Origin of the sequence: Pseudomonas azerbaijanoccidentalis, from assembly GCF_019145495.1 — a bacterium.
In the GTDB taxonomy this organism is placed as follows: domain Bacteria; phylum Pseudomonadota; class Gammaproteobacteria; order Pseudomonadales; family Pseudomonadaceae; genus Aquipseudomonas; species Aquipseudomonas azerbaijanoccidentalis.
Window position 1 is genome coordinate 171386 of the sequence record NZ_JAHSTU010000003.1, and the last position, 22267, is coordinate 193652.

At 58.8% G+C, this 22267-nt stretch carries 21 protein-coding genes; 5 read left to right on the top strand and 16 right to left on the bottom strand.

Annotation, left to right across the window (positions count from 1 at the left end; genetic code table 11):
- Positions 1-7: 7 nt before the first annotated feature.
- The 12 genes from KVG88_RS11535 to gcl form a co-directional block, all read right to left on the bottom strand.
- The gene (locus tag KVG88_RS11535) at positions 8-583 is read right to left on the bottom strand and encodes a PIN domain-containing protein (protein ID WP_217871392.1); all 576 of its coding nucleotides are present in this window, start codon (positions 581-583) and stop codon (positions 8-10) included.
- Positions 580-1047 carry a helix-turn-helix domain-containing protein gene (locus KVG88_RS11540; protein WP_217871393.1) on the bottom strand — a complete coding sequence of 156 codons (468 nt, stop codon included), beginning with the start codon at positions 1045-1047 and terminating at the stop codon, positions 580-582. Before KVG88_RS11540 ends, KVG88_RS11535 begins: the two co-directional genes overlap by 4 nt.
- Before the next feature lie 83 nt (positions 1048-1130).
- Positions 1131-2018 carry a LysR family transcriptional regulator gene (locus tag KVG88_RS11545; RefSeq protein WP_217871394.1) on the bottom strand — a complete coding sequence of 296 codons (888 nt, stop codon included), beginning with the start codon at positions 2016-2018 and terminating at the stop codon, positions 1131-1133.
- Between the two features lie 56 nt (positions 2019-2074).
- Positions 2075-3280, bottom strand: a complete 1206-nt coding sequence (locus KVG88_RS11550; protein ID WP_150702740.1) for an MFS transporter — start codon at positions 3278-3280, stop codon at positions 2075-2077.
- A 410-nt stretch (positions 3281-3690) separates the two neighbouring features.
- Positions 3691-4689 carry a sulfate ABC transporter substrate-binding protein gene (locus tag KVG88_RS11555; protein WP_150702741.1) on the bottom strand — a complete coding sequence of 333 codons (999 nt, stop codon included), beginning with the start codon at positions 4687-4689 and terminating at the stop codon, positions 3691-3693.
- Between the two features lie 179 nt (positions 4690-4868).
- Positions 4869-5693 (bottom strand): ion transporter, encoded by an 825-nt coding sequence (locus KVG88_RS11560; RefSeq protein WP_150702742.1) that lies wholly within the window; start codon positions 5691-5693, stop codon positions 4869-4871.
- Positions 5694-5714: 21 nt separating this feature from the next.
- Positions 5715-6629: an urea transporter gene (locus KVG88_RS11565; RefSeq protein WP_150702743.1), complete on the bottom strand. Its 915-nt coding sequence runs from the start codon at positions 6627-6629 to the stop codon at positions 5715-5717.
- Between the two features lie 116 nt (positions 6630-6745).
- The gene (gene pyk / locus KVG88_RS11570) at positions 6746-8161 is read right to left on the bottom strand and encodes a pyruvate kinase (RefSeq protein WP_217871395.1); all 1416 of its coding nucleotides are present in this window, start codon (positions 8159-8161) and stop codon (positions 6746-6748) included.
- Complete coding sequence (locus KVG88_RS11575) at positions 8158-9432, bottom strand: glycerate kinase type-2 family protein (protein ID WP_217871396.1); 1275 nt, start codon at positions 9430-9432, stop codon at positions 8158-8160. Before KVG88_RS11575 ends, pyk begins: the two co-directional genes overlap by 4 nt.
- Before the next feature lie 148 nt (positions 9433-9580).
- On the bottom strand, positions 9581-10474 hold the full coding sequence (locus KVG88_RS11580; RefSeq protein WP_217871397.1) for a 2-hydroxy-3-oxopropionate reductase: 894 nt from the start codon (positions 10472-10474) through the stop codon (positions 9581-9583).
- Positions 10475-10600: 126 nt separating this feature from the next.
- Positions 10601-11383, bottom strand: a complete 783-nt coding sequence (hyi, locus tag KVG88_RS11585; RefSeq protein ID WP_095944031.1) for a hydroxypyruvate isomerase — start codon at positions 11381-11383, stop codon at positions 10601-10603.
- A 144-nt stretch (positions 11384-11527) separates the two neighbouring features.
- Positions 11528-13303 carry a glyoxylate carboligase gene (gcl, locus tag KVG88_RS11590; RefSeq protein WP_053156761.1) on the bottom strand — a complete coding sequence of 592 codons (1776 nt, stop codon included), beginning with the start codon at positions 13301-13303 and terminating at the stop codon, positions 11528-11530.
- A gap of 268 nt (positions 13304-13571) precedes the next feature.
- Here gcl and KVG88_RS11595 point away from each other — a divergent pair, with 268 nt between their 5' ends.
- Positions 13572-14012, top strand: a complete 441-nt coding sequence (locus KVG88_RS11595; protein ID WP_075948483.1) for a GlcG/HbpS family heme-binding protein — start codon at positions 13572-13574, stop codon at positions 14010-14012.
- A 196-nt stretch (positions 14013-14208) separates the two neighbouring features.
- Positions 14209-14667 carry an REP-associated tyrosine transposase gene (locus KVG88_RS11600; protein ID WP_150702747.1) on the top strand — a complete coding sequence of 153 codons (459 nt, stop codon included), beginning with the start codon at positions 14209-14211 and terminating at the stop codon, positions 14665-14667.
- A 112-nt stretch (positions 14668-14779) separates the two neighbouring features.
- Here the strand turns inward: KVG88_RS11600 and KVG88_RS11605 are convergent, their stop codons facing one another.
- Positions 14780-15385: a TetR/AcrR family transcriptional regulator gene (locus KVG88_RS11605; RefSeq protein WP_053156767.1), complete on the bottom strand. Its 606-nt coding sequence runs from the start codon at positions 15383-15385 to the stop codon at positions 14780-14782.
- Positions 15386-15519: 134 nt separating this feature from the next.
- Here KVG88_RS11605 and KVG88_RS11610 point away from each other — a divergent pair, with 134 nt between their 5' ends.
- Complete coding sequence (locus KVG88_RS11610) at positions 15520-16434, top strand: DUF808 domain-containing protein (protein ID WP_150702749.1); 915 nt, start codon at positions 15520-15522, stop codon at positions 16432-16434.
- A gap of 126 nt (positions 16435-16560) precedes the next feature.
- On the opposite strand, the gene KVG88_RS11615 is transcribed toward KVG88_RS11610, so the two are convergent.
- Both KVG88_RS11615 and KVG88_RS11620 read right to left on the bottom strand, forming a co-directional pair.
- Positions 16561-17349 carry an MlaA family lipoprotein gene (locus KVG88_RS11615; protein ID WP_150702750.1) on the bottom strand — a complete coding sequence of 263 codons (789 nt, stop codon included), beginning with the start codon at positions 17347-17349 and terminating at the stop codon, positions 16561-16563.
- The gene (locus KVG88_RS11620; RefSeq protein ID WP_217871398.1) at positions 17342-18640 is read right to left on the bottom strand and encodes a serine/threonine protein kinase; all 1299 of its coding nucleotides are present in this window, start codon (positions 18638-18640) and stop codon (positions 17342-17344) included. The genes KVG88_RS11615 and KVG88_RS11620 overlap by 8 nt, the downstream gene beginning before the upstream one ends.
- Positions 18641-18863: 223 nt before the next feature.
- On the opposite strand from KVG88_RS11620, the gene KVG88_RS11625 reads away from it, so the two are divergent.
- Both KVG88_RS11625 and KVG88_RS11630 read left to right on the top strand, forming a co-directional pair.
- Positions 18864-19232, top strand: a complete 369-nt coding sequence (locus KVG88_RS11625) for a hypothetical protein (protein ID WP_217871399.1) — start codon at positions 18864-18866, stop codon at positions 19230-19232.
- A 218-nt stretch (positions 19233-19450) separates the two neighbouring features.
- Positions 19451-20473: an RHS repeat-associated core domain-containing protein gene (locus KVG88_RS11630; protein WP_217871400.1), complete on the top strand. Its 1023-nt coding sequence runs from the start codon at positions 19451-19453 to the stop codon at positions 20471-20473.
- Between the two features lie 53 nt (positions 20474-20526).
- Here the strand turns inward: KVG88_RS11630 and KVG88_RS11635 are convergent, their stop codons facing one another.
- Positions 20527-22122, bottom strand: coding sequence for a glycoside hydrolase family 17 protein (locus KVG88_RS11635; protein WP_217871401.1), 1596 nt, complete (start codon positions 22120-22122; stop codon positions 20527-20529).
- Positions 22123-22267 lie beyond the last annotated feature (145 nt).

Sequence of the window (22267 nt, forward strand, 5' to 3'; positions counted from 1 at the left end):
GATTGGTTCATAGCATTGCCCGGTACTTGCTTAATGACGTGACCGATAGAACCAGACCTTGGCGCAGTAATAGGTCAAGGTAGGTGTCAACTTCCATTGTCGGGGTTTTCAATTGGCTACGTTGCCGTTCGGCAGCCGAAAGCACTGCTGTCGGGTCAAGGTGAAAAAGGTTGTCGACGAACTCGTCAGGGTGCTGGGCCTCGATACCGTATGGGGTCAATGCCGAACTAGGGAAGTCTTTCCGATTGAACGTCACGATGACGTCGGCATTGCAACGAATCGCGGCCGCAAGCACGTGTCGGTCATCGAGGTCGGGCAATGTCAGTCCCGCGATCAACTCCTCGTAACCGGTGACACAAGCGTCGGGGATGGCCTGATCCATCAACTCGGATGTGCGATCCAGTTGTTGGGTTGTCAGGTCAGGACGGTTTTTCAGCAGGTTGCGTTTCCATTCGTTGTGAATCTCCAGGGACCATCGCGCGCGGAAGCGACCGGAAAGCGCGAGCCACATCAAAAAATCTCTCAAGGGAGCGGGGTAAAGCACGCAAGCGTCATATACAGCGGTAAAAGAGGAATGCCTCACTCGTATCCTGTCCTTAATGCCTGTGCCTGCTCGGCGAGTAGCGTCATTGCTTGCTCGCTGGCGATGTCGCGCCGGTTCTTATAGTCCATCAAATCGGCAAAGCGCACACGTCGGTGCTTACCGGTTTTGTGGTAGGACAGTTCACCGGATTCGAGCAGTTTGATCAGGTGCGGGCGTGAGACATTGAGCAAGTCAGCCGCTTCTTGCGTGGTTAGTTCCGCATGGACGGGGACCACTTTGACGGCGTTGCCAGCCGCCAATTCAGCGAGGATGTCGACCAGCAAGCGTAGCGCCGAAGTTGGCAATTCGACGATGTGCGCTTCGTTATGTTCGTCGAAAATCTGGATGCGCTGGGTTTCGAATTGAGTGGCGAGGTAGGCAGCCAGGGCGCGCTTTCCCTCTATGGCAACCTGTACTTCATGTTCTGCTGGCAAGTTGATAGGTGGATGCATGACTGTCGGCATGACGGTTTCCAATATTGTGAATAATCGATGTCGGCAGCCTATTCGAATTAATCGAAATTCGCAATAAACGAAACGCATGGCTTTCAGGCGTCCTTTATCAACAACCCCTGCACATATTCCATAAACGCCCGAGCCTTGGCGCTGGCCATTCGGCCCGTGGGAAATACGGCCCACAGTTCCTGATTTGGCAGCGTCCATTCGCTCATCACTTCACGGACCGCGCCGCTGGCCAGTTCCGGCGCGAACATCCACTGCGACGCCATGGTCAGCCCCTGGTGCGACAGCACGGCAGCGCGCAAGCCTTCGGCGGCGCTGATGCGCAGGCGGCCGTTGATGATCACGGGGTGCTCCTCGTCAGCCTGCTTGAACTGCCAATTGGCACCGCCGCCGAGGGTGTAGACGATTGCCTGATGCTTGCCCAGGTCTGCGGGGCAGGTGGGTTCACCGTGTTTTTCGAAGTACGTTGGCGTACCGAGCACTACGCGCCGGGATTGGGCGATCTTGCGGGCGGTAAGACTGGAGTCGTTCAGAGTGCCCAGGCGCAGGGCAATGTCGACGCCTTCTTCCACCAGATTGACGTTGCGATCATCGAGCATCAGGTCGATGTTCAACTGCGGATTCTGCTCAAGGAACGCTGCCAGATGCGGCACGATATGCATCCGGCCGAAGGTCACGGCAGCGCAGATCCGCAGGTTGCCGGTCAATCCACCGGCGGCACCCCGGGCCGCGTTGTCGGCCTCATCGGCTTCTTCGATGGCGCGCTTGGCCCGCTCGAAAAACGCAAAACCCGCCTCGGTGGGCGTCAGGCCACGGGTGGAACGCAACAACAGCCGCACCGCCAGCCGCGATTCAAGCTGTGCAATGGTTTTCGACACGGCGGGCTGACCAATATTCAAGCGTCGAGCCGCCGCGGAAAACGAGCCGGTTTCCACCACGAGGACGAAGGTTTCCATTGCGCCGAGACGGTCCATCGATGGTCCTTATAGAAATCACTGTAGAAGCGAGCCCGCTCGCAAAACTTTTGAAACTAAGCCGTCGCCAGCGCAGCCTTCTGCGAAACACTCAAGAAACGCAGCAACGCCAACAATGGAAACGCGCTACCGACGATCACGATCCATAGCCAGCCACCGTGTTCGTACACCGGGCTGGCGACCGAGGAGCCGAACGCGCCACCGATGAAGATGCTGGTCATGTACAGCGCGTTCAGGCGGCTGCGGCTCTTGGCGTCGAGCGCGTAGACGGCGCGCTGACCGAGGACCATGTTCATCTGCACACAGAAATCGAGCACCACGCCGGTCACGGCCAGGCCGATGACGCTGTACACCGGATGGATGAACGCGGGCAAAAAGCTCAGGCTGGCGAACAGTAGCGCCAGCAGCGAAGCGACGCGGGTGTGGCCGGCGTCGGCCAGGCGACCGGCGATGGGCGCGGCGATGGCGCCGATGGCTCCGACCAGGGCGAAGATCGCGATCTGGGTTTGCGTCAAACCATGATTGCGCGCCAGTTCCAGCGGCACGGCTGTCCAGAACAGACTGAACGTGGCGAACATGCAACCCTGATAGAACGCCCGTTGGCGCAGCACCGGCTGCTTGCGCAGCAGCGTCCACAACGAACCCAGCAACTGGCCGTAGGAGGCACTGTGATCAGGCTGGCGCTTGGGGATGGTCACGGCCAGGACGATGCTGATCGCAGCCATTAAAACCGCAGCAATCATAAACATCGCACGCCAGCCAAAGTGGTCGGCGACTACGCTGGAAACCGGTCGCGCCAGCAAAATCCCCAGTAACAAACCGCCCATGATCCCGCCAACCACCCGGCCACGGGATTCTTCCGGCGCCAGGTGCGCGGCCAGTGGAATCAGGATCTGCACAGACACCGAACTGAACCCTACCAACAGCGAAATCAGCAAGAACACATTGGGCTGATCAGTGAACGCCGCGCCCAGCAGGCTGGCAATCGCCACCAGCGTGGTGATGATCATCAGGCGGCGGTTCTCCAGCAGATCACCCAACGGCACCAGGAAAAACAGGCCCAGCGCGTAACCGATCTGGGTCAGCGAAACGATCAGGCTGGCCATGGTGTTGGTCAGGCCGATGTCCGGGGCGATCAGGCCGATGATCGGTTGTGCGTAGTAGATGTTGGCCACAATCGCGCCGCAGCAGAAGGCGAACAGCAGCACCATGCCTCGGGTCATTGTCGCGGTGCCGTGGGGCACTTGAGTCGCTGGGTTCATAACGTGTCTCGCTGTACAGATGGGAATGCGCGCAGGCTAATGGCCTGACCGGAACGGCGGAAGAGAGATTGGAGTGATAGCAGTCATTCCATTGCGGAATGACAGGCGAACGTGCATGTCGTTCGCCGCTGGGTGTAGCGTCAGAATACGAAAAGTCGATGATACATTCACTTACATCCCGTTCGATAGCGTGCTTATGTTCCCTCTTCATTGGAAGGCGTGCCACCGCCGATGTGCAGGCTTATATCTGAGCTAAACACTGTAGGAGCTGCCGCAGGCTGCGATCTTTTGATCTTGATTGTTAAAAGCAAAGTCAAAAGATCGCAGCCTGCGGCAGCTCCTACAGGTAAATCGCAAACCCACAAAAAAGGCGACCTCTGCAGGTCGCCTTTTTCATTGCCACTCAGCGATTACTGACCGCTGTAGATCTGATCGAAAACGCCACCGTCATTGAAGTGGGTTTTCTGCACGGTGCGCCAGTCACCGAAGGTTTTTTCCACCGACAGGAAGTCCACTTTCGGGAAGCGGTCGGTGTATTTGGCCAGCACGGCCGGGTCACGCGGACGCAGGTAGTTGGCGGCAGCGATTTCCTGACCTTCCGGGGACCACAGATATTTCAGGTATTCCTCGGCGGCGGCGCGGGTGCCTTTCTTGTCCACGGTTTTATCGACCACGGACACCGGTGGCTCGGCTTCGGCGGAGACGCTTGGGTAGATCACTTCGAACTGATCGCGACCAAATTCACGGGCAATCATTTCCGCTTCGTTTTCGAAGGTCACCAGTACGTCGCCGATCTGGTTGGTCATGAAGGTTGTCGTGGCGGCGCGGCCGCCGGTATCCAGCACTGGCGCTTGCTTGAACAGCTTGCCGACGAAGTCTTTGGCCTTGTTTTCGTCGCCGCCGTTTTTCAGCACGTAGCCCCAGGCCGACAGGTAGGTGTAGCGACCGTTGCCCGAGGTTTTCGGGTTCGGCACGATGACTTGCACGCCATCCTTGAGCAGGTCCGGCCAGTCTTTCAGGGCTTTCGGGTTGCCCTTGCGCACGATGAACACGGTGGCGGAGGTGAACGGCGCGCTGTTGTTCGGCAGGCGCGTGACCCAGTTGTCCGGAACCAGTTTGCCGTTGTCGGCGAGGGCGTTGATGTCGGTGGCCATGTTCATGGTGATCACGTCAGCCGGCAGGCCGTCGATGACTGAACGCGCCTGTTTGCTGGAGCCGCCAAATGACATCTGCAGGGTGATGTTCTCGTTGTGCTCGGCTTGCCAGTGTTTCTGGAACGCAGTGTTGTAGTCCTTGTAGAAATCGCGCATCACGTCGTAGGAAACGTTGAGCAGGGTCGGTGCGGCCTGAGCCACGCTGGTCAGGGCCAGGCCAGCGGCCAGAAGTGAGGCGCCAAAGAGTTTTTTCACTGCGAATTCCTTGTTCTATGCAGGAGCTGCCGCAGGCTGCGATCTTTTGATCTTGATCTTCAAAAGCAAGATCAAAAGATCGCAGCCTGCGGCAGCTCCTACAGGTTATTTGTCTGTTATTAAAGGCAGCGACTATAGCCGGGCTCACATAGTCGTTTAAAGATTAAAAAGAACTTTGCTTATTCCAGTTTTTTGAACAGGGCGTTGCCGCATCGAGAGCAGAACGCGGCGCCGTGTTCATGGCTGTTTTTCCGGCACACCGGGCAGTCGTGTTGCAGCTGTTCGCCGCGCATGGCGTTGGCCAGTTCGGCGGTGAAAATCCCGGTGGGCACGGCAATGATCGAGTAACCGGTGATCATCACCAGTGACGAAATCACCTGGCCCAGCGGTGTCTTCGGCACGATGTCGCCGAAGCCCACGGTGGTCAGGGTCACGATAGCCCAATAGATGCCTTTGGGAATGCTGGTGAAACCGTGCTCCGGGCCTTCGATCACATACATTAGCGTGCCGAACACCGTCACCAGGGTGCAGACGCTGACCAGGAACACCACGATTTTCTGCTTGCTCCCGCGCAGCGCCGACATCAAATAGTTGGCTTGCTTGAGGTAGGGGCTGAGCTTGAGCACGCGGAAAATCCGCAGCATCCGAATGATCCGGATGATCAGCAAGTACTGCGCATCGGCGTAATACAGCGCAAGGATGCCGGGCACGATCGCCAGCAAATCCACCAGCCCATAAAAACTGAAGGCATAGCGCAGCGGCTTGGGCGAGCAGTACAGGCGCAGGATGTATTCGCCGAGGAAGATGACCGTGAAACCCCACTCGATGTAGGCGAGTACATCGGCGTAGTTTTTGTGAATGCTGTCGATGCTGTCGAGCATCACGATCACCAGGCTGGCAAGGATGATCAACAGCAAAATGCCGTCGAAACGCCTGCCGGCCTTGGTGTCGCTCTGGAAAATCATGACGTAAAGCTCTTCACGCCAGTTTTTGTTGCTGTCCATGGATAACGCCTGACTCAATGATCAGCGCAGCCTAGGTTGATTCTCCTCCAGAGTGCAAGGCGTATGGCTGACAGTGGCCTTGGCAAACATCTGAACCACGCTGCGCACCAGCCAGCAGGCGAGAATGAACGGCGCCGTCAGGGTTGGCAGACCGATGGCGGCAAACATCGGCGTCAGCAACAGCGCCAGCACGATGCCAACCAGCGGCAGCCACGGCTGTTGGCGCTGTGAGCAGAGGGCAAGGGCGGCGAGCACGGCGTTATAGCCACCGAGGCCGAGTAGTGCGGTATAGAAGTCGTGATGCAACAGGCTCCAGCCCATACCGGCGATAGACGCCAACAGCGCCCAACAGAACGCGCGGCGATCGGCGATCAACAAACCCGCGGCAATCATCGCCCCGGCCAGCGGATGACCCAGGAACATCACTTGGCCAACGCCCTTGAGTGGCGCGGCGAGCATGTTCAGCGTACTGACTTCAATCAAGTGCGCTTCTGTCGAAGGCGTGGCGAAGCACAGCAGCACCCAGCTCAACACGACGAAGGGCGTGGTGTAGGCGGGGAGGTATTGGCTGACCCGCACGCGTTTGAGCCACTGTTGAGTGATCATCGCGCTCAGGCCGCCAGCGGCCAGAATCAGTGGTGGCATCATCGCCGACCAGGGGAAATACAGACTCAGCAAAAGCCCGAGCAACACACCGTTGTAGCTGAACAACCCGGCCTGGCGATCAGCCTTGGCATAGTTGCGGCGTTGCGCGGTGAGCAAGCCGGCGACACCGCCGAGCAATGCACCGCCGAGTAAGGCGGGCGCGGTGAACAGGATGGCCGAAAGTATCAGCAAGCCGCACAGCGGATTGCGCTGGAGGAATATCTGGCTGAAGCCGTTGAGCATGGCTTCGGCCCAGTCGGGGCAGTGGGTGTTGAAGTGGTTGGCAGGCATGGCAGTTCTGAAAGGTCAGTGAAACCGGAACGCCTGCATCGCCAGCAGGCTGGCTCCCACAGAAATACGCTGTTCCTGTGGGAGCCAGCCTGCTGGCGGTGAGGCCGGTGGGCGCTCTAGATCAACGTCTCGATACGCAAGGAGTTAGTCGACCCCGGCTGCCCAAACGGCACACCGGCTGTGATCAACAACGTATCACCGCGCTGCGCCATGCCTTGGGCCTGGGCGATTTCCAGGGCTGTGGAGCAGACTTCATCGACCTGGCGCAGGCGATCGTTGACCACCGAGTGCACGCCCCACGCCACGGTCAGGCGACGAGCGGTTTGCAGATTCGGCGTCAGGTTGAGGATCGGCACCGTTGGCCGTTCACGTGCAGCGCGCAGGCTTGAGGTGCCCGACTCGCTGTAGTTCACCAGCACCGCCACCGGCAGCACGTTGCTGATACGACGGATCGCGCAGCTGATGGCGTCGGAAACGGTGGCTTCGGCTTTCGGCCGGCTCACATCCAGTTGCGCCTGATAGTCCGGACCGTTTTCCACTTGGCGGATGATTTTGCTCATCATCTGCACGGCTTCGAGCGGGTATTCGCCGGACGCGGTTTCGGCCGACAGCATCACCGCGTCCGCACCTTCGGCCACGGCGTTGGCCACGTCGGTTACCTCGGCGCGGGTCGGGGCCGGTGAGAAGCGCATCGACTCCAGCATCTGCGTCGCCACCACCACCGGTTTGCCCAGTTCACGGCAGGTGCTGATGATGTTTTTCTGAATCTGCGGCACGCTTTCGGCCGGCACTTCAACGCCCAGGTCGCCGCGCGCGACCATGATCGCGTCGCTCAGCTCGGCGATTTCGCGCAGTTGTTCAACGGCCGATGGTTTCTCGATTTTCGCCATCAGGAACGCTTTGTCGCCGATCAGCGTGCGGGCTTCGCGGATGTCGTCCGGGCGCTGCACAAACGACAGCGCCACCCAGTCCACACCCAGCTCCAGACCGAAGCTCAGGTCGCGGCGATCCTTGGCGGTCAGCGGGCTAAGGTCGAGCACCGCTTGCGGCACGTTCACGCCTTTGCGGTCCGACAGTTCGCCGCCGTTGAGCACGGTAGTGTCGATGGCGTCGGCGTACTTGGTGACCACGCGAAGGCGCAGCTTGCCATCGTCGAGCAGCAGGTCCATGCCCGGCTCAAGCGCCGCGATGATTTCCGGATGCGGCAGGTTGACCCGGCGTTCATCGCCCGGCGAGGCATCGAGGTCCAGGCGCAGTGCCTGACCGCGCACCAGTTGCACCTTGCCCTCGGCGAATTTGCCGACCCGCAGTTTCGGGCCTTGCAGGTCCATCAGAATACCCAGCGGGTAATTGAGCTGGCGCTCGACTTCGCGAATCCACTGGAAACGCTGGGCGTGGTCGGCATGATCGCCGTGGCTGAAGTTCAGGCGGAAAATGTTGACCCCGGCCTGCACCAGTTCACGGATATCGTCGATCCCGTCAATGGCCGGACCCAGGGTGGCGAGGATTTTGACCTTTTTATCAGGCGTCATGATGTTGGGCTCTCAAGGATCAGAATGGCGCGGAAGTCGTTGACGTTGGTGCGGGTCGGCTCGGTGACGATCAGTGCGTCGAGCGCCTCGAAATAGCCATAGCCATTGTTGTTGTCCAGCTCGTCGCTGGCGCTCAGGCCGAGGGCAGCGGCGCGGGCGTAGCTGTCCGGGGTCATGATGGCGCCGGCGTTGTCTTCGGAGCCGTCGATGCCATCGGTGTCGCCGGCCAGCGCGTAGACGCCGGGCAGGCCTTTGAGGCTGTCGGTCAGGCTGAGCAGGAACTCGGCATTGCGTCCGCCACGGCCATTGCCGCGCACGGTGACGGTGGTTTCACCGCCGGAAAGAATCACGCACGGTGCGGCCAGCGGCTGGCCATGCAAAACGATCTGCCGCGCGATACCGGCGTGGACTTTTGCCACGTCGCGGGATTCGCCTTCCAGATCGCCGAGGATCAGCGGGCTGAAGCCCGCCTGACGGCACTTCACTGCCGCCGCTTCAAGCGATTGCTGAGGCTTGGCGATCAACTGGAAATGGCTGCGGGCCAGGCTCGGATCGCCAGGTTTGACCGTCTCCGATTCCGGGCTTTGCAGCCAGGTGCGCACCGAGGCCGGCACTTCAATGTTGTAGCGCTTGAGGATCGCCAGCGCTTCGGCGGACGTGCTCGGGTCAGCCACGGTGGGGCCGGAGGCGATGACCGTGGCGAGGTCGCCCGGTACATCGGAGATCGCATAGGTATAAACAGTGGCAGGCCAGCAGGCTTTGCCCAGACGGCCGCCCTTGATCGCCGAGAGGTGCTTGCGTACGCAGTTCATCTCGCCGATGGTCGCGCCGGATTTCAGCAGGGCTTTGTTGATGGATTGTTTGTCGGCCAGGGTGATGCCGACTGCCGGCAGTGCGAGCAGGGCAGAGCCACCGCCAGAGAGCAGAAAGATCACACGGTCGGATTCGTTCAGGTCGCTGACCAGCTCGAATACACGCTTGGCGACGGCTTGGCCGGCGGCGTCTGGTACCGGATGCGCCGCTTCGACCACTTCGATTTTTTCGCACGGGGCGCCGTGACCGTAACGGGTCACCACCAGACCTGAGACTTCACCCTGCCAGCAGCGCTCGACCACCTGGGCCATGGCCGCGGCGGCTTTACCGGCACCGATGACGATCACACGACCTGTGCGGTCGGCAGGTAAATGGGCTTCGAGGACTTGCTGCGGATGGGCCGCGTCGATGGCTGTGGCAAACAGCTCGCGCAGCAGTTGTTGCGGATCGACCGACATGGCGGGCTCCCGGAATTCTTGTTATTGGAGAACGGCTAGAACCTCTGTGGGAGCTAGCCTGCTAGCGATTCAGGCACTGAGGTCTATCAGACACACCGCGTCGATTTCATCGCTAGCAGGCTAGCTCCCACAGGTATTGCGGCAGGGCTTAGTTTTTATCGCGAATCGAGAAATTCGCCATGTGTTCCAGGCCCTTAATCAGCGCCGAGTGGTCCCAGTTGCTGCCACCGATGGCCGCGCAGGTGCTGAACACTTGCTGGGTGTTGGCGGTGTTGGGCAGGTTGATGTTCAGTTCCTTGGCGCCTTGCAGGGCCAGGTTCAAGTCTTTCTGGTGCAGGCTGATGCGGAAGCCTGGATCGAAAGTGCCCTTGATCATGCGGTCGCCGTGGACTTCGAGGATCTTCGAGGACGCGAAACCGCCCATCAGCGCTTCACGCACTTTGGCTGGATCGGCACCGTTTTTCGCGGCGAACAGCAGGGCTTCAGCCACCGCCTGAATGTTCAGCGCCACGATGATCTGGTTGGCCACTTTCGCGGTCTGACCGTCGCCGTTGCCACCGACCAGGGTGATGTTCTTGCCCATGGCCTGGAACAGCGGCAGTGCGCGTTCGAAGGCATCGGCATCGCCGCCGACCATGATGCTCAGGGTCGCAGCCTTGGCGCCGACTTCACCGCCGGACACTGGCGCGTCGAGGTACTGGGCGCCTTTTTCGTTGATCTTGGCGGCGAAGGCCTTGGTCGCGGTTGGCGAGATCGAGCTCATGTCGATCACGACTTTGCCTTTGCCGATACCGGCGGCAATGCCGTCGGCGCGGAACAGCACGTCATCGACCTGCGGGGTATCCGGCACCATGACGATGATGAATTCGGCTTCCTGGGCGACTTCTTTCGGGTTCGCCAATGCAACGGCGCCAGCGGCGACCAGGTCGGCAGGGGCGGCATCGTGGTGCGCCGACAGGAACAGGCTGTGACCGGCTTTCTGCAGGTTCAACGCCATTGGGTGGCCCATGATGCCGGTGCCGATAAATCCGATTTTAGCCATGAGAAAATCCTCTTGTTTTTGTGTCGTTCCCTGTAGGAGCTGCCGAAGGCTGCGATCTTTTGATGTTGCTTTTGAAGATCAAGATCGAAAGATCGCAGCCTTCGGCAGCTCCTACAGGATTACGTGTTAAATCGCGTTATGGGTTTTCAACCAGCCCAGGCCCGCTTCGGTGGTGGTCAGCGGCTTGTATTCGCAACCGACCCAACCCTGGTAACCGATGCGGTCCAGGTGTTCGAACAGGAAGCGGTAGTTGATTTCACCGGTGCCTGGTTCGTTGCGCCCCGGGTTGTCCGCGAGCTGTACATGGTTGATCTCGCCCAGGTGCGATTGCAGGGTGCGAGCCAGATCGCCTTCCATGATTTGCATGTGATAGATGTCGTATTGCAGGAACAGGTTGGCGCTGCCGACCTGCTCGCGAATCGACAGGGCTTGCGCCGTGTTGTTCAGGTAGAAGCCTGGAATGTCACGGGTGTTGATCGCTTCCATCACCAGTTTGATACCCGCCGCTTGCAGCTTGTCGGCCGCGTACTTGAGGTTGGCAACGAAGGTTTTCTCTACGGTGGCGTCGTCAAAACCCTGCGGACGAATACCGGCCAGGCAGTTGACCTGGGTGTTGCCCAGTACCTGTGCGTAAGCGATGGCCAGGTCGACACCGGCGCGGAATTCTTCAACGCGGTCCGGCAGGCACGCGATACCGCGCTCGCCCTTGGCCCAGTCACCGGCCGGCAGGTTGAACAGCACTTGGGTCAGACCGTGGGCGTCGAGCTTGGCCTTGATTTCGGCGGAGCTGAAGTCGTACGGGAACAGGTATTCGACACCACTGAAGCCGGCCTTGGCGGCCGCTTCGAAACGGGCAAGAAAGTCCTGTTCGGTGAACAGCATGGACAGGTTGGCTGCGAAACGCGGCATGGTGGTCTCCCGTTGCAAATTAATGAGGATGGCCCTGTGTAGGAGCTGCCGAAGGCTGCGATCTTTTGATCTTGATCTTCAAAACCAAAGATCAAAAGATCGCAGCCTGCGGCAGCTCCTACAGGGGCATCAGGCCATAACGAATCAGTCGAGCAACGAAATCGCAGTCGGTGCGTCGTTGCCGACCAGCGCCAGGTCTTCGAACTCGTTGACGGCGTTGATCTCGGTACCCATGGAAATGTTGGTCACGCGCTCCAGGATGATTTCGACGATCACCGGCACCTTGAACTCTTCGATCAGCTCCTGGGCCTTGCGCAGGGCAGGCTGGATCTGCGCCGGTTCGAACACGCGCAGTGCCTTGCAACCGAGGCCCTCGGCAACGGCGACGTGGTCGACACCGTAACCGTTGAGTTCCGGAGCGTTGAGGTTATCGAAGGACAGCTGTACGCAGTAGTCCATGTCGAAACCGCGCTGCGCCTGACGGATCAGACCCAGGTACGAGTTGTTTACCACCACATGAATGTACGGCAGCTTGAACTGCGCGCCCACCGCCAATTCTTCGATCATGAACTGGAAGTCATAGTCCCCCGACAGGGCCACGACTTTGCGGTTCGGATCAGCCTTGACCACACCCAGTGCTGCCGGAATGGTCCAGCCCAACGGGCCAGCCTGACCGCAGTTGATCCAGTGACGTGGTTTGTAGACGTGCAGGAACTGCGCGCCGGCAATCTGCGACAGACCGATGGTGCTGACGTAGCAGGTGTCTTTGCCGAACACTTGGTTCATTTCTTCGTAAACGCGTTGCGGCTTGACCGGCACGTTGTCGAAGTGAGTCTTGCGCTGCAGGCTGGCTTTGCGCTGCTGGCAGTCCTGCAACCAGGCGCTGCGGTTTTTCAGCTTGCCGGCGGCTTGCCACTCGCGAGCGACTTCAATGAACACGGTCAGCGCGGCAGCGGCGTCGGACACGATGCCCAGGTCCGGAGTGAACACGCGGCCGATCTGCGTGCCTTCGATGTCGACGTGAATGAACTTGCGGCCTTCGGTGTACACGTCGACCGAACCGGTGTGACGGTTGGCCCAACGGTTACCGATGCCCAGCACCACGTCCGACTTGAGCATGGTCGCGTTGCCGTAGCGGTGCGACGTCTGCAAGCCAACCATGCCGACCATCAGCGGGTGATCGTCCGGGATGGTGCCCCAGCCCATCAGGGTCGGGATAACCGGAATGCCGGTCAGCTCGGCGAACTCGACCAATAGATCGCTGGCGTCGGCATTGATGATGCCACCACCGGCCACCAGCAATGGACGTTCAGCCTGATCCAGCAAGGCCAGGGCCTTCTCGACTTGAACGCGGCTAGCGGTCGGCTTGGCCAGCGGCAGTGGCTGGTAAGCGTCGATGTCGAATTCGATTTCAGCCATCTGCACGTCGAACGGCAGGTCGATCAGCACTGGGCCTGGACGACCGGAGCGCATTTCAAAGAAAGCTTTCTGGAACGCGTAAGGCACTTGGCCCGGTTCAAGAACGGTGGTTGCCCACTTGGTGACTGGCTTGACGATGCTGGTGATGTCGACAGCCTGGAAGTCTTCCTTGTGCATACGGGCGCGGGGTGCCTGGCCGGTAATGCAGAGGATGGGAATCGAGTCGGCCGAGGCGCTGTAGAGCCCGGTGACCATGTCGGTACCGGCTGGGCCGGAAGTCCCGATGCACACGCCGATGTTGCCGGCCTTGGTGCGGGTGTAGCCCTCGGCCATGTGCGAGGCGCCTTCAACGTGGCGAGCGAGTACGTGATCGATGCCGCCGACTTTTTGCAGGGCGTTGTACAGCGGGTTGATGGCTGCACCCGGGATGCCAAAAGCGGTATCAACCCCTTCACGGCGCATCACCAGAACGGCGGCTTCGATTGCTCTCATTTTGCTCATGGTTTTGTGCCTCTTTACGTTTTGTAATTGTATACAAGTGGCTTTGCGCAGAGTGTATTCACGGCGGACGGCGCAGGTCAATCCATTTTCTCAAGCGCTCGTTTCATTCGTCGGAAGCCCGATCTACTGTGGCTTTTCGTCGCATGTGGCGCTTTTCGAGAATTATTGTATACAAAAAAATAATTCATTGTGTTCTATTTGTTGCATCGAGCTGCGGCACAAACGCGCAGCTCCACGGCTTTCCGAAAAACAAAATGAGGACGGCACCATGAGCGCTTTAACCTTGAAAGTCGCAGTCAACCTGGTCAACGAGGCCATCACCGCAGGGCGTGCAATCTCCGCGGCGCCCCTGACCATCGCAGTGCTGGATGCCGGTGGGCATCTGATTACCCTGCAACGCGAAGACGGCGCCAGCCTGCTACGCCCGCAGGTCGCCATCGGCAAAGCCTGGGGCGCCATTGCGTTGGGCAAAGGCTCGCGCCTGCTGGCGCTGGACGCCCAACAGCGCCCGGCCTTCATCGCCGCATTGAATAGCCTGGGGCAGGGCAGCGTCGTGCCGGCACCGGGTGGTGTGTTGATTCGCGATCACGCCGGCAATGTGTTGGGGGCAGTGGGGATCAGCGGCGATCTGTCGGATGTGGATGAACAGTGCGCAATCACCGCGATCGAGGCGTTGGGGTTGAGGGCGGATGCGGGGGTTGTGGCTTAAGTTTTGTATTGATTGATCTATAGCCATCGCCAGCAGGCTGGCTCCCACAGGGGTTTGTGAACGCCGCAAATCCAGTGTGGGAGCTAGCCTGCTAGCGATGGCTATCTCCCAGACACATCCCGCTAAATGTCTGTCCCTCCATTGGGGAATATCAGGACTAGCCTTACTCATGAATTAATCATGCAAGGGCAAAGGAATGCCTGATCTACCCGCCTCAAATCGCTTGCGCATCGGCCGCTATGCCGAATCCAACCGCATTTATCTGTTAACTACCAATACACGTGATCGAGAGCCGATATTCAAAGACTTCAACTCGGGGAGAGCGGTGGTCAATCAATTTCGCTGCGCTCAGGACCAAGGTTTCGCTAACTCACTGGCTTGGGTCGTCATGCCCGATCATTTTCATTGGTTGGTCGAGTTACAACAGGAATCATTGTGTGACCTCATGCAGAGGACCAAATCGATGAGTACCAAAGCGGTAAATCAGTTTACTGGCCGCAAGGTCACTCTCTGGCAGAAAGGCTTTCATGACCGGGCCTTAAGAAGGGAAGAAGATCTGGTGAAGGTGGCTCGATATATCGTGGCCAACCCGTTGCGGGCAGGTTTGGTTGAAAAGCTGGGCGACTATCCACTGTGGGATGCCATTTGGGTTTGAACTAAAATTGTGTTGCCTTCATCGCTAGCAGGCTAGCTCCCACACTGGATCCATGGTGTACATAAATCCCCTGTGGGAGCTAGCCTGCTAGCGATAAATCCACCTCGGTATTTCAGTCCGGCTCACACCCCTTCAACACCAGCCGAATAATCGTCTGTGCCGCCGCTTCGTAATCTTCTTCATCCAGTTTGGCCTTGCCGGTGATGGCGGTGATTTGCCAGTCGAAGTCGGCGTAGGTCTGGGTCGCGGCCCAGATGCTGAACATCAGGTGGTTGGGGTCGATGGGGGCGATTTGGCCGCGGTCGATCCAGGTCTGGATGCACTCGATGTTGTGCTTGGCCTGGCCGTTGAGTTGTTCGACCAGGTCGGTGCTCAGGTGCGGGGCGCCGTGCATGATTTCACTGGCGAATACCTTGGAGGCGAAAGGCAGGTCGCGGGAGATGCGGATTTTTGAACGAATGTAACCGCTCAGCACTTCGCTGGGCACGCCGTCGGGGTTGAACGGCGTCGAGGCCTGCAGGATCGGTTCGATGATGCTTTCCAGGACCTCGCGGTAGAGGTTTTCCTTGGACTTGAAGTAGTAATAGACGTTGGGCTTGGGCAATCCCGCCTTGGCTGCGATATCGCTGGTTTTGGTCGCAGCGAAGCCCTTGTCGGCAAATTCTTCACTGGCGGCACGCAGGATCAGTTGTTTGTTGCGCTCGCGGATGGTGCTCATAAACCAGGGGGTTCCTTGCCTGTTCTGGCGGTTGCGCATGGTAGCACCGGCCTTCGGCGACGCTCAAGAATGCTCCATGCGCCGCTCGGCCACGCTATGCTGCATCGCATTCACTCTAGAAGGAAACCCGATTCATGGCAGGAAGCAGTTTGCTGTTGCTGATCGACGACATTGCGGCGGTGCTGGACGATGTGGCGTTGATGACCAAAATGGCCGCCAAGAAGACCGCCGGCGTGCTCGGCGACGATCTGGCGCTCAATGCCCAGCAAGTCAGCGGCGTGCGTGCCGACCGGGAAATTCCCGTGGTTTGGGCGGTGGCCAAGGGCTCGTTCATCAACAAACTGATCCTGGTGCCCTCGGCACTGGCCATCAGCGCGTTCATCCCGTGGCTGGTCACGCCGTTGTTGATGGTCGGCGGCGCTTACCTGTGTTTCGAAGGGTTCGAGAAGCTCGCCCATAAGTTCTTGCACAGCAAGGCTGAAGATCAGGCCGAACATGCTGAACTGGTTGAAGCCGTGGCGGACCCGGCAGTGGATCTGGTGGCGTACGAGAAGGACAAGATCAAGGGCGCGATCCGCACTGACTTCATCCTTTCGGCAGAGATCATCGCGATCACCCTTGGCGTCGTGGCTGATTCGGCGCTGACCCAGCAAGTCATCGTGCTTTCAGGTATCGCCATCGTCATGACCGTCGGCGTCTACGGGCTGGTGGCCGGCATCGTCAAACTGGATGACTTGGGTCTGTGGCTGACCCAGAAGCCTGGGCAAGTGGCCAAAAGCATCGGTAGCGGAATTCTGCGCGCAGCTCCCTACATGATGAAAAGCCTGTCGGTAATTGGTACGGCGGCGATGTTTTTGGTCGGTGGCGGCATCCTTACCCATGGCGTGCCGGTGGTGCATCACTGGATCGAAAGCGTCAGTGCAGCGGCGGGCGGTGCCGGGTTTATCGTGCCGGTATTGCTCAATGGCGTCGCGGGGATTGTGGCGGGGGCGGTGGTGTTGGTGGGTGTGATGGCCGTCAGCAAAATCTGGAAAGCCTTGAAAGGCTAAGAACCACCAATAACCAATGTGGGAGCGAGCCTGCTCGCGATAGCGGTGTAACAGTCAACACAGGTGTTGATTGTTATGGCCTCATCGCGAGCGGGCTCGCTCCCACAGTTTTTTGCCTAGCCGAAATTACTCGGCAATCTGCAACTTGCGCGCCTCGGTGTAAACGTACCGCACCTTCTCGTACTCGAACGGCGAGTTCATCTGACCGTAGCGGAAACTGGTCTGATAGCGCTTGTCGACGCCTCGCAGAATCCAGACTTCGGGATGGTTGGAGCTGACTTCGGCAACGTTGAGGAAGTTGATTGCGTTCTCGGCGCTGTAGTCGACCAACAACCCGCCCGTGTCACGCAGGTTGGACGGCCCGAGAATCGGCAGCACGAAATAGGCGCCGCCCGGAACGCCATAGAAACCCAGGGTCTGGCCAAAGTCTTCGCTCTGGCGCGGCAGGCCCATGGCAGTGGCCGGGTCCCACAGGCCGGCGATGCCGATCGTGGTGTTGAGCAGCAGCCGTGCCGTGGTCTCCATCGAACGCTGCCCCTTGAACTGCAACAGGCTGTTCAGCAGGTTCGGCACGTCACCCAGGTTGTTGAAGAAGTTGCTCACGCCGGTGCGCAAAAAGCTTGGCGTGATGTAGCGATAGCCATCGACCACCGGCAGGAATACCCATTGGTCGAACCGGTAGTTGAAGTGGTAAACGCGGCGGTTCCATTCTTCCAGCGGGTCGTAGACGTTCAGTGCGCTGAGCGTCGAACGCTCGAACTCGCGCTGATCCAGCCCCGGGTTGAATTTGAGTTTGCTCAACGGTTCCTTGAAGCCGTCATCGTCGACGACAACAGGGGCGTTGGCTTTGCTGTTGTCGGCATTGGCAACGCCTGCACAGAGTAACGCAGCGATAAGCAGGAGGTATTTAGCCACGGAAGAACTCCAGCATGGCGTCGCTGTTGACGCGGTAGTTAAGGTTGCCGCAATGGCCGCCCAGCGGGTAAACGGTCAAGCGATCGCCGAAAGTCTTGCGCAGGAACCCGAGGTCGCCCGGGCCGAGGATCACGTCGTCAGCGTTGTGCATGACGGCGATTTTCGGGCTGTCGTGCAGGTAATCCTTCAGTGCGTACAGGCTCACCTGGTCGATCAGTTGCAGCAGGCTGCCGCCGTCGGTGCGGGCGCGCCACATCGGGATCACTTGTTCAGTGATGTAGCAGTCAAAATCGCACTGCAGCGCACGCTTGAGATACGGCGTGAGGCTGGTGCCCTCGGTGATCGGGGTTTTCGGTGGAGTAATGAGGCCGCGACGGTTGATCAGGTCCGAAGTAAAGGCAATGTCGGCCGCCGAGAAGCGGAACGAGGTACCGATCAGCATGGCCATCTGTTCGTTGGTCAGGTGCTGTTTGGACTGCTGAAAGTCATAAAGCAGTGCATCGTTGAGGTCGATGTAGCCTTTCTGCTGGAAATAGCGGGTCAGTTTGTTCAGTACCAGTTCATAGAACGTGGTGGAGTTGTTGATGCCCTTGACCTCGGTTTGCACCAGTTTGTCGAGGTTGGTGATCGAGGTGTAGAGATTGACCGGCGGGTTGAGCAACAACACTTTCTTGAAATTGAAGCTGCGGCGGGTTTCGTCCAGGTGCGCGACGAAAGCGGCATCCAGTGCGCCGAGGCTGTAACCGGTCAGGTAGTAATCGGTGACCGGCACGTTCGGGTTCTGTGCCCGCACGGATTGCATCACCCGGTACATGTCTTCGGCATCTTCCTTGGTGATGCCCGGGGTCGCAAAACGAGAGGCGGCGCTGATGAAGTCGAAGCTGGTGGGCGACGACAACTGCACCACGTGATAGCCGGCCTTGTAGTAGAGCTTTTTCAGGTATTCGTTGAGGCTGCTGTCATAGCGAGCGCCCGTGCCGGCGATCAGGAAAATCAGCGGCGCCGCTTTGTCCTGGGTGGCGATGCGATAGGTGAGTTTCTTTACCGCCCAAAAATTGTCCGGCAGTTCGAAGGCACGCTCCGGACGCAAGGTGATGCTGCGATCCGACTGATTGATGTCGTCGTCCAGGGGCAGTTCGGGCCGCAAATCTGGTGGCGTCGTGGCAATGGTTGCCTCGAAAGGGTTGGTCAAGGGATAGCCATAACTGGCGGCGTCGATGTCGACCGCCAGTGCGGACGCACTCAATATAAGGCCGCCAAACAGGGCGGCGAAGCGCAAGGAACGGAGCATGACTAGATCCCTTAGATAAGGTGCCGAATGAAGTTCGCAGGCTATGACCACTGGATTTGCGCCAAAGTGCCACGCATCGGCACCAAACAGGCCTAATTCGAAGTAATAGTAGCTGGACGATACACTTTGCAGCGATTGATTGACCAGTTAACAGTTGTTATCGCTTGCGTAAGGCTGGCGGGGGATTAAGCTGGCCGCCGTTTTTCGTTTATTGGAGTGCTTCATGTCCCGCCGTCTGCCTGTGATTCTACTGCTCGTTTTGCTGCCCCTGTGGCTGGCCGCCAGTTATGGCGCGCGTTATGGCTTCATGGAGGATGCGCAGTGGGTCGGCATTTGCGTGGATGAGGCGAGTCGCTGGGAATGCCAGGTTCGTGCAAACCTGGGGCTGATGATTCACTTCAAAATTCTGGGATACGGCGCACTGGCTGCTGCAGTGATCGGCTTCGTGATCCCGGGACGGGCAGGGTGGTGGCTGGCAGTGCTGGCGCTGGCGCTCGGCTTTCCGGCACTGGCGTTGTACAACACGACGCTGGCGGTGTTTGCGGTGGTGATTGCGGGGTTGCGGTTGGTCAGGGCGCCTCGTAGCGCCTGATAGTCAGCTTTCGCGAGCAGGCTCGCTCCCACATTGGATCTTCGTCGCACAGGAATTGCGTTCACTGCAAATCTACTGTGGGAGCGAGCCTGCTCGCGATGAGGCCTGTAGCCGCGCTGAGTATCCATCTCCCTCCCTATCAGTTCTGATAGTAGACGGCCGTTCCAAATGATCCGAATCTAGTCATCTGCCCTTCGGATCTGAAACGGAACACGTCCATGACCATCCAGCGAGACACGTTGCTTTGCCAGTATCGCTACGATCCACAAGACAAGATCGTGGGTTGTGACCTGCTGAATCAGGAGAGCATTCAGCGCTTTTATCGAAAAGATCGCTTGGCTACTGAAATTCAGGGTCCGGTTCAGTACTCGATCCTGGAGCATGAGGATCAACCATTGGCGCAGCAACTGAGCCAGGAGGGCAGGGTTGATTCATTGTTGCTTGCCACGGATTTTAAACGTTCAGTTCTGCATTCCCTTATCAATGGTGAGCATCAGCCATCGGTCTTTTGTCCTTACGGACATCGCTCTCCTGAAAGTGGTTTGAGCAGTCTCTTGGGCTTCAATGGCCAGCGGAGGGATCCGGTGACCGGGCATTATTTGCTTGGGAATGGGTATCGTGCGTTCAATCCGGTGTTGATGCGGTTTAACAGCCCGGACAGTTTGAGTCCGTTTGGGAAGGGTGGGGTGAATGCGTATGCGTACTGTATGGGAGACCCCGTTAATAAGATGGATCCGACGGGTGGGATTGCATTAATTGCGCCTGGGCTTTCGCGGCTAGTGTATGCGCCAATTTCTACATTTCGGCAGATTGGCAAAGGACTTAGTGCAATGAAGAAGAGTGCAATGAGTAGGCCTCACAGTGCATCGACGTCTGAAGTTCCCAAGCGCACACCTCGACCCAGCCCTTTAAATGCCTTGATTGATGAAGCGGCTGATGAGGTAAAGCTGCGTCAGATTGGTAAAGAATATAAGGCGATTAAGACGGCGGATGAGCCTCCGGCTATAGCCCGGTTCGCAAAATCCAAGAACTATTCTGAACAGGATTTGTTTGCGGAAGACGGGTTTAAAAACGATCCCGGGGTGCAGAAGCAATACTTCCATTCGCAACAGCCAGAGGCGATAGAGCGGTTACGGCAGGCAGACGTCAAGCTTCTAGTGGCAACGGGTGTTCATGTAAGAAAATATCCTGCCCATGAGGCGGCTACAAGAGAGCTGATCTCCAGAATTCGATGGGAATAACGCAGCCCCAATAGAGCGTGGGGCCGGTTATTTTTCCTCGGTCTAAATGGCGATTACTTCATGCGAACCCGCAAACACCGCCACAACGCCGCCACCATCAACACACTCACCAACGCCCAGCCCCAAGCCTGCTGGTTCTGCAGCCCTTCACGGAACAACTGCGGCGCAATACCGGCTCCGATGATGAAGGTCAGCAGCGCAATTTCCCGACGCGGTACGTTCACCGGGCGGCACAGATACACCAGCGCCGGTACGATGAACGCCACGCTCGGGAAGCTGCGATAACGCGGATCGAACACCAGTTCCAGCATGCTCACCGCGGCGGCAAACCCGATCACGGCCACCAGCCAGCCTGCTCGACGCTCCAGCGCATTGAAAGCCTGCGCGCGCCATCCCGTGCGAGGGCTCAATGTCAGCGCGGCGTGCATCAGCACCAACAGGTTCAGCGCCGTCAGCAATGCCACCCACAACCATTCACTGGTAAAGCGCGTGGTGACGCGGGCAAGGTCGCCCCACACGCCGAGGGAGCATGCAGCCACGGCGGCAAACAACGGCAGCACCAGCGCGGCGCGGGTGCTGCGAACGCGGCCGCCGAGCAAAAGCGTGCCGAGGAAAATCAAGCCGCCCACCACCAGCCACTGCGACCAGAACGGTACGTTCGACACGGGACCTGCCAGTACACCTTTGTCTTGGCGGTCGGCATCGAACAGTCCCCAGTAACCACCTACCGCACCTTCGCTGGCGCGCTTCCACGGTTGGTCAAACGCTTCGATCAGGTTGTAGTGCCAGCCTTGTTGCTCGGCCATGGTGACAAAACCGCGAATGAACTTGGCTTCGTTGACGCGGCTCGGCAGGGCGGTTTCACGCTGACGACCTTCGCTCGGCCAGCCGGTTTCGCCAATCATTACGTCTTTGGGCGCGAACTTGTTGCCGAACACCTGACGCACTTCGGCGACGTGTTGCAGCGCAGCATCGATGTTCGATGGATCGTCTTCCCAATACGGCAACAAGTGAATGGTCAGGAAGTCCACGGCCGGGGCGATTTCCGGGTGCTTTAGCCAGAACTCCCAAACGTCGGCGTAGGTTACGGGCTGCTTGACCTGGCTTTTGACCTTGCTGATCAGCCGGGCCAGTTGTGCGCCGGTAACCTCTTTGCGCAGCAGGGTTTCGTTGCCGACGATCACGGCGGTCACCACATCGGGGTTGGCGTTGGCCGAAGCAATCAGCAGATCGACTTCTTTTTCGGTGTCCACCGGGTTGCTGTTGACCCAGGCGCCGATCATCAACTTCAGGCCGTGCTTGCGCGCCAGATCGGGCAGGGCTTCAAGACCGGTCATGGAATAGGTGCGGATGCATTCGAAGCTTTTCGACAGCAGCGCGAGGTCCGCGTCCATGCGCTCGGGGCGCAGATTGAACGGCACGTCGAACGGCGATTGGTCTTTGTCGAACGGGGTGTAGGAGGCACATTGAAGCTTGTGCGTCGCGCTGGCCACGTCCGGCAGGGTCACCGGTTTGCCGATGCCGTACCAGAAGCCGCAAAGGGCAAAAAGCCCCAACAGGCAGGCGAATAGATAAGCAAAAAAAGGAAAGCGGGATGTCGCGGGCATGATCAGGCCGTCTGGGAGCAAAGCGGCGCATGTTACCTGCATTTGTCGCGTGCTTGGTGGCTCGCATAATTTTGACATGCAAAGTTCGGGCGGATTGGCCGGAGCGCCAGCGGTGCTCGAGATTAATGGCGTTGTGATGTCGTTTCTCGATGCCTTGAGGTCGCTGGCAGAGCAGGTCGTTGATGAC

Excerpts from the sequence above, each read along its gene's own strand:
- KVG88_RS11540 (WP_217871393.1), bottom strand. The coding sequence starts at position 1,047 with ATGCCGACAGTCATGCATCCACCTATCAACTTGCCAGCAGAACATGAA.
- KVG88_RS11545 (WP_217871394.1), bottom strand. The coding sequence starts at position 2,018 with ATGGACCGTCTCGGCGCAATGGAAACCTTCGTCCTCGTGGTGGAAACC.
- KVG88_RS11550 (WP_150702740.1), bottom strand. The coding sequence starts at position 3,280 with ATGAACCCAGCGACTCAAGTGCCCCACGGCACCGCGACAATGACCCGA.
- KVG88_RS11560 (WP_150702742.1), bottom strand. The coding sequence starts at position 5,693 with ATGGACAGCAACAAAAACTGGCGTGAAGAGCTTTACGTCATGATTTTC.
- KVG88_RS11565 (WP_150702743.1), bottom strand. The coding sequence starts at position 6,629 with ATGCCTGCCAACCACTTCAACACCCACTGCCCCGACTGGGCCGAAGCC.
- pyk (WP_217871395.1), bottom strand. The coding sequence starts at position 8,161 with ATGACGCCTGATAAAAAGGTCAAAATCCTCGCCACCCTGGGTCCGGCC.
- KVG88_RS11575 (WP_217871396.1), bottom strand. The coding sequence starts at position 9,432 with ATGTCGGTCGATCCGCAACAACTGCTGCGCGAGCTGTTTGCCACAGCC.
- KVG88_RS11580 (WP_217871397.1), bottom strand. The coding sequence starts at position 10,474 with ATGGCTAAAATCGGATTTATCGGCACCGGCATCATGGGCCACCCAATG.
- hyi (WP_095944031.1), bottom strand. The coding sequence starts at position 11,383 with ATGCCGCGTTTCGCAGCCAACCTGTCCATGCTGTTCACCGAACAGGAC.
- gcl (WP_053156761.1), bottom strand. The coding sequence starts at position 13,303 with ATGAGCAAAATGAGAGCAATCGAAGCCGCCGTTCTGGTGATGCGCCGT.
- KVG88_RS11595 (WP_075948483.1), top strand. The coding sequence starts at position 13,572 with ATGAGCGCTTTAACCTTGAAAGTCGCAGTCAACCTGGTCAACGAGGCC.
- KVG88_RS11600 (WP_150702747.1), top strand. The coding sequence starts at position 14,209 with ATGCCTGATCTACCCGCCTCAAATCGCTTGCGCATCGGCCGCTATGCC.
- KVG88_RS11605 (WP_053156767.1), bottom strand. The coding sequence starts at position 15,385 with ATGAGCACCATCCGCGAGCGCAACAAACAACTGATCCTGCGTGCCGCC.
- KVG88_RS11610 (WP_150702749.1), top strand. The coding sequence starts at position 15,520 with ATGGCAGGAAGCAGTTTGCTGTTGCTGATCGACGACATTGCGGCGGTG.
- KVG88_RS11620 (WP_217871398.1), bottom strand. The coding sequence starts at position 18,640 with ATGCTCCGTTCCTTGCGCTTCGCCGCCCTGTTTGGCGGCCTTATATTG.
- KVG88_RS11625 (WP_217871399.1), top strand. The coding sequence starts at position 18,864 with ATGTCCCGCCGTCTGCCTGTGATTCTACTGCTCGTTTTGCTGCCCCTG.
- KVG88_RS11630 (WP_217871400.1), top strand. The coding sequence starts at position 19,451 with ATGACCATCCAGCGAGACACGTTGCTTTGCCAGTATCGCTACGATCCA.
- KVG88_RS11635 (WP_217871401.1), bottom strand. The coding sequence starts at position 22,122 with ATGCAGGTAACATGCGCCGCTTTGCTCCCAGACGGCCTGATCATGCCC.